The sequence below is a fragment of the Streptomyces sp. NPDC052109 genome, from assembly GCF_040680195.1.
Taxonomy (GTDB): domain Bacteria; phylum Actinomycetota; class Actinomycetes; order Streptomycetales; family Streptomycetaceae; genus Streptomyces.
This window is the reverse complement of sequence record NZ_JBFAWF010000052.1, coordinates 1-9,683: the sequence shown is the minus strand read 5'-3', so window position 1 is coordinate 9,683 and position 9,683 is coordinate 1. Positions and strand designations below refer to the sequence as shown.

Annotated in this window: 3 protein-coding genes and 1 pseudogene; 1 reads left to right on the top strand and 3 read right to left on the bottom strand. The window is 74.0% G+C overall.

Annotation, left to right across the window (positions count from 1 at the left end):
* Both AB0L59_RS42080 and AB0L59_RS42075 read right to left on the bottom strand, forming a co-directional pair.
* Positions 1-170: pseudogene (locus AB0L59_RS42080) on the bottom strand (GntR family transcriptional regulator); the annotation flags it as partial.
* A 43-nt stretch (positions 171-213) separates the two neighbouring features.
* A complete protein-coding gene (locus tag AB0L59_RS42075) occupies positions 214-933 on the bottom strand; it encodes an SDR family oxidoreductase (protein WP_365593452.1) in 720 nt (239 codons plus the stop codon).
* A gap of 1,681 nt (positions 934-2,614) precedes the next feature.
* Here AB0L59_RS42075 and AB0L59_RS42070 point away from each other — a divergent pair.
* Positions 2,615-5,401, top strand: coding sequence for an AAA family ATPase (locus AB0L59_RS42070; RefSeq protein ID WP_365593450.1), 2,787 nt, complete (start codon positions 2,615-2,617; stop codon positions 5,399-5,401).
* 166 nt (positions 5,402-5,567) lie between these two features.
* On the opposite strand, the gene AB0L59_RS42065 is transcribed toward AB0L59_RS42070, so the two are convergent.
* Positions 5,568-9,683: type I polyketide synthase (locus tag AB0L59_RS42065; RefSeq protein ID WP_365593447.1), on the bottom strand; the 4,116-nt coding region annotated here is incomplete at its 5' end.

The following is a 9,683-nucleotide window of genomic DNA, read 5'->3' as shown; positions in this document are numbered from 1 at the left end:
GCGGCGAGCACCTTCAGGGACTCGCGCAGGGCGGTGAGGCTGACGTCGAGTTCACTCTGCAGCGCCACCAGGTCGAGCGTGGCCCCCTCGGGGATGTCGCCGCCGAGAATGCGGCGCGCGAGCGCCTCCACGGTCTGGCCGTGGACGCCGCGGCGGGCGTAGGGCGTCATGTCGTAGAGCCTTTCTGCTGTGTTCGGTGCGCGGTCGGCGCTGTCATGCGGAGGCCCTGTCGGCGCTCCAGGAGGCCTCGTCGGCGGCGAGGAAGGCGATGGCGGCGGCCTGCTCCTCAGGGGTGCCGAAGCGGTGGGCCGCCGTCAGGACGCTGCGCTCCCGGTCCGCCTCGGACACACTGTCCCAGGCCGCGGTCAGGATCGGGCCCGGTACGACGGCGTGCGACGCGGGCCTCGGGACCGTATTCGACGGCCAGTTGGCCGCACAGGGGGAGCAGGGCGCCCCTGGCGGCGGCGTGGGCGGGGTGGCCGGGAATGCCCAGTCCTGGCGGCGGCAGCCCGTGGGCGGGGCGGACATCGACGGTGTAGGCGTTGGAGACCACGACGTCCAGGGGCCCGGGGCGTGCGCGGCGGCGACGATCCGTGCCCGGCCCTCCTCCTCGTCGGCGATGTCGGCGGCCACGGACCTGGTCCGGCCGCCGACCTTGCCGATCCGCTCCGCCACGGCCGTGCCGCGCTCCTCGGCGATGTCGGCGAGCACGACGGCGGCTCCTTCCTCGGCGAGGCGTGCGGCGGTCGCGGCTCCGATGCCGGAGGCCGCTCCGCTGACCAGGCCGTGCGGCCGGTGAGCCGGGCGCCGCGGCTTCGTGCCGGCCGGTCCATCGGGGCGTTCGACTCCCTCGTGTATGCGGTTCCTGCAGAAACTTATGTGCTTCACCGGCGTGCCGGCACGACCAGGCCGGCGTCGTGGTCGGCGCTCCATGCGAACGGCAGACCAAGTGCAGCAGACGGACTCCGCAATACGTCGGCCTGGTCCGTGCGTCGCCATGGTGCGGCGCCGGGTCCAGTCCCCACACACGGAACCGGCCGGGGCATCCGGGGACGAGCGGGGCGGCGCCCAGGTTGGTCCGGGCGGCCACGGCCGTGCGGTCGCCGCGGTCGTACCGCGACCCGCAGTCGGTGTCCTCGGGGCTGCCGAAGAGCCGGGTCTCGCCGTGGTGGGCGGCCACGGCACCACGCCGTCCCAGCGGGTGAGGGCGACGTGGAGCCCTGGAGGGCGCGCCGGAGCGCCCCCAGTGTCTCGGCGAGTCGCGGGACCAGCACGAACGCGAGCACCAGGGGCGATGTGCGCCTGGCCCGGGCCGGGCTGCCGTTCACGGGCACGCGGGGCCGAGGGCTTTCGTGCGGGGGCGGTCAGGACGGCCATCAGGCGTTCCGGATCTTCCCGGCGTCGCGCTGCCACTCACCGAGGAGGGTGCCGATCGGCCGGGGTTCGGCCGGGAAGTCGGGTCAACGCGGTGTCCGGGGCGGGCTGGAGGGCGTGGCCGGCGGCCCAGGTTGAAGCACTGGGTGATGGAGAAGCGAGCCGGAGCGGGTCCGGCGGGCTCCCCTCGGCGCCGGCTCGTCGTCACCCGCCCCGACGGCGCGATCGGGCCGAGGACGTCAGGGGATGTCACACCCGAGGGCCCGCCACGGTCCCGCTCCGCCCGCCTTCTCGCGCCTCGGGCCGGAAAACGACGCCCTCCCCGGCACGGGACCGCCCCGGCCGCCGGGCCTCCTTCCACGCAACCGCAGGCAGAACGGCCCCTGATGCTCACGTTGTTGACGACGGAACATTTTCGGGCACACTGAACCTGGCGCATTTCATGCCGCCCACATCACCCCAGGCGGGTGCGCGACGGTGACGGCATTCCAAAAGTATTCCTAAGAGTCAGAGGCCCCCAGGGCAATGACCGTTGCCCGAACGGGCACAGGAAGCGCTTTCACGTGACCGAAGTCACGATTGACCGCGCCCGGATCCTTTCCTTAACCATCCGGTAAATCACAGGACGGTAAAAGGACGTCCCGTCGGACGATCCGGCGAGTAGGCAAGAGGCATCAGAAGACCGCAGTTGACAACGTTGGCCTGGACAGATAGCGTTCCTTTCTGATATGGGCACTTAATTTGCATTCGGCACTCGACCGGCAAAGCCGCGGACCACGCGAAACAAACTCAGCCAGACATTGACCGAAATTATTCGGTCCAGGGTTTTCGGACCACGCGCGGGTGTACCAGCGGTAAGAGCCGGCACATCAATGCGACCAGCGTGGGAAGTCCGCCCGCGTGCGCGACACAACAGGGGACCACAGGATGCGACGCGCCTCTCGCGGTGCAGGCAGGAACGCCCGAAGACGGACGGAGGGCATGCGCGACGTCAGCGGTGGGCGGTCACCCGTCCGGCGCCGGGTCACGTCGGCCCGGAAGGCCTGATCGTCCCGTTTCGCCCCCGTATTGCAGACCGTCAGGAGCCGCTCGCCAGGCCCGGGGAAAGTCCGGCGCGCCGCCTTCGTGACAGTGCCGACGCAGTCACAAACTTTCTCTCGCACCGCCGCACAACACCGCCCCGTCCCTTGGGAAACGGGGCGGAACCTCATTCGGAAAAGGATTCAGGGGGGAACCCGCGATGCATCTTTTCGGCCGTTCGAGAGAACTACAGGTCCTGAGTGAGGCGTTCAACGACAGCACACGGGGACACGGCCGGCTGGTGATCGTCACAGGCGGCCCAGGATCCGGCAAGACCCAACTGGTGCACGAATTCCTCACGACGCTGAACAGCACCGATGCGCGCATACTGACCGGTACGACCTGTGCGACCGAGCAGGATCAGCCGATGAGCCTCGTGCGGCAATTACTGCGGAACGCGGAGGCCGAGTACACGGTGTCACGCCACGCCCCACCCGCGATGAACTCCCCGGCGGAAAACCGGCGTCCCGACGGTCCCGGGCGCCAGGCGGCGCACCCGGCCGCCGCAGCCGAGACGGCCGAGCTCCTCCTCGGCCTCGGGGGCGCCGAGCGGCCCCTGGTCATCGCCGTGGACGACGCCCACGCCATGGACCGGGCCTCGTTACAGACCATCGTCCACCTGCTGCGCCGCAGCCGCTTCCGGCGGGTGCTCGCGGTGTGCGCCACCTCAGGACACTTCGGCGAGATACGCTCCCCCGCGCACACACACCTCCTCCGCCAGCCACACCGCCGGGTGCGACTGGCGCCCCTGTCGGAGGCCAGCCTCGGCGAACTGCTCGCCGCGCAGGCCGGACGGCCCCTGCCGAAGAGTGTCCGCAGCGCCTACCACCGGGCCACCGCCGGCAGTCCCCTGCTGGTGCACGCCCTGCTGGACGACAGCACGCGCTACGGCCCCGAGATCGGCCGGCCCATCGCCGGCGCCGCCTACCGCCAGGCGGTACTGTCACTGCTGCACCGCGGCGAAGCGGGGCATGTCCGGGTGGCGCGGGCCCTGGCCGCGCTCGGTACCGCGGCGGGAACCGTCCCCCTCGGCGAGCTGACCGGCACCACACCGGCCGGCACCCAGGAAGCCGTCGACGCCCTCAACTCCTCCGGTCTGCTGGACGGTTACGCCTTCCGGCACCCGACCGCCGCCGCGACGGTCCTGGAGGACATGGCAGCCGTCGAGCGCACCGAGCTGCACGGCCGGATCGCCCATCTGCTGTATCGTTCCGGCGCGCCGGCGGTGGAGGTGGCACGTCACCTCCATGCCGCCGGCCTCGTCCCGGACGGCTGGGGGCCGGGAATCCTCCGCGCCGCCGCGGAACAGGCGCTGGCCGCGGACGATGTGGAACGCTGCACCGACTACCTGGGCCTGGTCCTGCGCGACTGCGTCGACGACCGCGAACGCAACGCACTGTCGGTGGCGCTCGCCCGCGCGGAGTGGCGCACCAACCCGGCGGCCGCCGGCCCCCATCTGGAGTCGCTGCGCAAGGCCGCGCTGGACGGCCACCTGGGTATGCGGGACACCGCCACCGTCCTGCGCTATCTGCTGTGGCAGGGCGACACCGAGCTGGCCGCCCAGGCCGTCGCCAGCCTCGTCCACGCGCACTCGCCCGGCGACGCCCAGATCATCGCCGAGGTGGAGTTCGTACGCCAGTGGTTCTACGGCGTGGCGCTTCCCGGCAAGGGCGCCCCGGTCGCCGGCCTCGACTCGCGTCGCCGTCACGTGCGGGCCGACAGCACGGGCCTGGCCACACGGGTGGCGGCGCTCATCGGCGGTGAAGCCACCGACGAGTCGGCGGCGGCCGTCGCGCAGGCCCTTCAGGGGCACCAACTGGACCATCTCAACCTGGAGTTGGTCGCGATGTCGCTCCTGGCGATCGCCCACGCGGACCGGCCCGCGATGGCCGCCGAGGCCTGCGACGCGCTGCTGGAGTGCTCCGTGGAACGAGGGGCGACGACCTGGCGGGCCCTGCTGGGCAGCATCCGCGCCGAAATCGCCCTGCTCCAGGGGGACGTGACCACGGCCTCGCAGGGCGCGCTCGCCGCTCTCGGTATCCTGGGCGCCCAGAGCTGGGGAGTTCTCATCGGACTCCCGCTGTCGACGGCGATCGCCGCGCTCACCGCCATGGGCTCCTACGCAGAGGCCGAGGAACTGCTCGGTCACGATGTGCCGGAGCCGATGTTCCGCACCGTCTTCGGCATCCAGTACCTGCGTGCCCGCGGCCACCACTATCTCGCCACCGACCGGCCCTTCGCGGCGCTCAACGACTTCGAGACCTGCGGACGGCTGCTGCGGGAAGGCAATCCCAGTCTGCAGAAGGGCATCCCCTGGCGGTCCGACCTGGCCCTGGCCAACCTGCGGATCGGCAAGGCCCGCACGGCCCGGGAGTGGGCCGAGGAGCAGCTGCAGTTGCCCGGAGGCCACAGCTCCCGGGCCCGGGCCATGGCGCTGCGGCTGCTGGCCGCGACCTGCAAGCCGCACCGACGGGCCTCGCTGCTGCGCGAGTCGATCGACCTGCTCAAGGCGTGCGGGGACCGGTACGCGCTGGCCCAGGCGTATGCCGACCTGTCGGCGGCGCACTACGAACTCGGCGAGTACGCCCGGGCCCGTCTGGTGGCGCGGCAGGCGGCGGGAGAGGCCGAGGCCTGCCGTATCGAGTCGCCGGTCGACGCGCACCTGCTGGATGATCCGGTACGGCCCGAGAGCTCCGAGTCCGAGGACGGTCCCGCCATCCTCAGCGACGCGGAGTGCCGGGTCGCCGGGCTGGCCGCGCTCGGGTACACCAACCGCGAGATCAGCGCCCGCATCCACGTCACCATCAGCACCGTGGAGCAGCACCTCACCCGGGTCTACCGCAAGCTGAACGTGGCCAGCCGTTCGGAGCTGCCCTCGAAGATGCTGGAGCACCGCATCCCGAAGCTGTCGGACCGCTGGGCGAGCACCCACTCGTCCGCGGGCTGAGCGAACCGGGCGCCCCGGCGTCCACGGAACAGGGCGCGGCCCCACCGGTGGTGTCACCGGTGGGGCCGCGCCCTGTCGGCCGTAGGGCACCCGGGCGTCCACGGACATGCGGCGGGCCCGGGACACCTGGCGGGGCGCCCGGGCCCTCGGGTCGCGAACGCGCGGCTCAGCTGAAGCTGCCGAGTTCGTCGTCGAGGATGCCGAAGAGTTCGTCCGCGCTCGCCGTCTCCAGCCCGTCGCCGTCGGTGTGCCCGGTCCCGCTCTCCCGCCACTCCTGCGTGCCGTCCCACCGCGCGGTGAGGGTGCGCAGCCGTGCCGCCACCCTGGCCCGCTGCTCATCGTCCAGCACGGGCGAGTCCAGCGCGGCTCCCAACACCGCCTCCAGACGGACGACTTCGGCCTCGACGTCGACGAGGTCACCGGAGGCGTCCCCGCCGAGCTCGTCGAACAGGTGCCGGGCGAGGGCGTCGGAGGTCGGGTAGTCGAAGGTGAGGGTGGTGGACAGCCTCAGGCCGGTGTCGGCGCTGAGCCGGTTGCGCAGCTCCAGGGCGGCCAGCGAGTCCACGCCCAGGTCGCCCAGGGACCGCTGGGGGTCGACGGCACCGCCCGCGCCGTGTCCGAGGACGTCGGCGACGTGTCCGCAGACCGTCTCCACCAGCAACTGCAGGGCGTCCGCACCGCTCAGCCGGGAGAGCCGCTCGGGCAGCGCCTCGGCGGACCCCGGCGCCTCGGTGGTCGCACGTGCGGTGCGCCGTACGGCCGCCGGGGCGAGGCCCCGCACCAGGGCGGGGGCGTCGTCGGTGACCTGGACGCGGACCGGCAGCAGCAGTGCGCGGTCGGCGGCACGGGTGCCGTCGGCGGTCAGCGCCCGGTCGAACAGGGCCAGCGCCCGGTCGGCCGGCAGCGGCAGGATGCCGTCGCGGGCCAGCCGGCGCATCTCGGTCTCGCCGAGCCCGGCCGCCATGCCCTCGCCCGTGTCCCACAGTCCCCAGCCGAGCGAGAGGGCGGGCAGCCCCTCCGCGCGGCGCCGTGCGGCCAGCGCGTCCAGGAAGGCGTTTCCCGCGGCGTAGTTGGCCTGGCCCGCCGCGCCCAGGGTGCCGGCCGCGGAGGAGAACAGGACGAACGCGGCGAGCCCGAGGTCGCGGGTCAGCTCGTGCAGATGCCAGGCGGCGTCGGTCTTGGGCCGCAGGACCGCCTCCAGCCGTTCGGGGGTGAGGTCGGTGAGCAACCCGTCGTCGAGGACGCCCGCGGCGTGCACCACGGCGGTCAGCGGGTGCTCGGCCGGCACGGACGCGAGCAGCGCGCCGAGCGCGTCCCGGTCGGTGGCGTCGCACGCGGCGACGGTCACCGTCGCGCCGAGGGCGGCCAGGTCGTCCAGGGCGTCGGGCTCGGGCAGGCGCCCGCCGCGCCCGGCCAGCAGCAGACGGCGAACGCCGTGCCGGGTGACCAGGTGCCGGGCCAGCAGTCGGCCGAGGCTGCCGGTGCCACCGGTGACGAGGACCGTGCCGTCCGGGTCCAGAGCCGGTGCCTCGGCGGTCTCCGTCTCGGCGGTCCTGGCCAGTTCCGGCGCGTACGCCGTGCCGGCCCGCAGGGCGAGTTCGGGCGCGCCGGTGGCTACGGCGGCCGGCAGCGCTGCGGCCGAGGCGGGGTCGCCGTCGGTGTCCACGAGCACGAACCGGCCGGGGTGCTCGACGGCCGCTGCCCGCACCATGCCCCAGATGACGGCCTGCGCGGGGTCGGGCACGTCGTCGGCGTGGACGGCTACGGCGGACCGGGTGAGGATCACCAGCGGAGCGTCGTCCGGTGCGTCGGCGAGGTGCCTGCGCAGCGCGGCGAGTGCCTGCGCGGCGGTCTCGCGGGCCAGCGTCGGCAGATCGGCGCCGGAGGCCTGGCCGACGGCGAGGGTGCGGGGGGCGGGAGCGTCGCCTCCGGCGGTGGCCGGCACCGGCGTCCAGCGCACGCGGAACAGTTCTCCGGGTGCCGGCGCCGCCGCGTTCAGCTGCTCGGCGGTGACCTGGCGGACGCGCAGCGATGTCACCTCGGCCACGGGTGCCCCCGCGCCGTCGTACAGCCGCAGGGTCATGTGGTCGGTGCCGTGCGGCGTCAGGCGCAGCCGCACCGCCGTGGCGCCGGTGGCGTACAGGGTGACGCCCTCCCAGGAGAAGGGCAGGGTCATCACGGTCGGGTCCTGGCCGTCGAGCAGGTCGATGGCGTGCAGCGTGGAGTCGAGCAGCGCCGGGTGCAGTCCGAAGCCGTCGGCAGCGCCGTCGTCGGGCAGGGCGAGTTCGGCGCAGACCTCCTCGCCGAGGCGCCACGCGCCGCGCAGGCAGCGGAACAACGGCCCATAGTGGTAACCCTGTTCGGCCAGGTGGTCGTAGGTGCCGGTGACGTCCACGGGTACGGCCCCGGCGGGCGGCCAGGCGGTCGCGGCGGCCGGTTCGGGTGCGGTGCGCGGAGCGAGGACGCCGGTGGCGTGCCGGGTCCACTCGCCGTCCGTGCCCTCCGGGCGGGCGTGCACGGTCAGCCGGCGGCGGCCGTCGGCGTCGGGGGCCGCGGCGGCCACCTGGAGGTGGACGGCGCCGTGCTCGGACAGGACCAGGGGCCGTTCCAGGGTGAGTTCGTCCACCTGCGGGCAGTTGGTGCGGTCGCCCGCCTGGACGGCCAGTTCGACGAAGGCGCTGCCCGGGACCAGGACGACGCCCGCGACGGCGTGGTCGGCGAGCCAGGGATGGGTGGCGAGGGACAGGCGGCCGGTCAGGGCGACCCGGTCGTCACCGGCCAGCTCCAGGGCGGCGCCGAGCATGGGGTGCCCGGCGGGCGACTGGCCGAGACCGCCCGCGTCGGTGGCGGCACCGGGCGCGTCGTCGAGCCACAGCCGCTGCCGCTGGAAGGCGTAGGTCGGCAGGTCGGTGCGGCGGGCACCGGTGCCGGCGAACACCCGCTGCCAGTCGACGGTCACACCGCGCACGTGGGCGGCGCCGAGCAGGGTCGCGAGGGTCCGCTCCTCGTCGCGGTCGCGGCGCAGCACGGGGACGAAGACCGGCCCCTCGGCGTCGGCGACGGCGTGTGCCCCCATGGCCGACAGGACCGCGTCGGGCCCGAGTTCGAGGAAGGTGCGCACTCCGTCGGCCTCCAGCGTGCGGACGCCGTCGCCGAAGCGGACGGCCTCGCGGACGTGCCGGACCCAGTACGCGGGGTCGCACAGCTCGTCCTCGCCGGCGCGCGCTCCGGTCACGTTGGAGACGACGGGGCGGGTGGGCGGCGCGTACCGCAGTTCACGGGCGGTCTTCTCGAACTCCGCGAGCATCGGGTCCATCAGCGGGGAGTGGAAGGCGTGACTGACCCGCAGCCGCTTGGTACGGCGGCCGGGGAACGCCGCGGCCACGGCCTCCACGGCGGCCCCGGTGCCGGAGACGACCACCGCGCGCGGCCCGTTGACGGCGGCGACGGACACCTCGGGGCCGAGGTGGGGCAGCACCTCTTCCTCGGTGGCGTCGACGGCGAGCATCGCGCCCCCGGCGGGCAGCGCCTGCATCAGCCGGCCGCGTGCGGCGACCAGCCGGGCGGCGTCCGCCAGGTCCCACACGCCGGCGACGTGCGCCGCGGTGAGTTCGCCGATGGAGTGGCCGGCGAGCCAGTCCGGGCGGATGCCGTGGGACTCCAGCAGCCGGTACAGGGCGGTCTCGACGGCGAACAGGGCGCTCTGTGTGTAGAGGGTGTGGTCGAGCAGGCCGGCGTCCTCGGTGCCGGGCTCGGCCCACATCACGTCCCGCAGCGGCCGGTCGAGGTGGGCGTCGAGCGCCCGGCAGGCCTCGTCGAGTGCCTGTCGGAAGGCGGGGTGGGCGGTGTACAGACCGCGGCCCATGCCCGCCCGCTGGGCGCCCTGGCCGGTGAAGAGGACGGCGACCTTGCCGCCGGCGGGCCGGCCCCGGACGACGGTGTCGGCGGGGGTGCCGTCGGTCAGCGCGGTGAGCGCGGCCAGGAGTTCGTCCCGGTCGCGGGCGACGACCGCGGCCCGGTGGGTGAGAGCGGCCCGGCCCGTGGCCAGGGAGCGGGCGAGGTCGGGCAGGGGCCGGTCGGCGACCGCACGCAGCCGGGCGGCCTGGGCGGCCAGTGCCTCGGGGGTGGCGCCGGAGAGCACCAGGGGCAGGAGCGGGGCCGGCCTCGCTGCCGAGTCCGGTGCGGGCTCCTCTGCCGGTGCCTCTTCGATGATCGTGTGCACGTTGGTGCCGCTGATACCGAAGGACGACACACCGGCCCGGCGCGGACGGTCCGACACCGG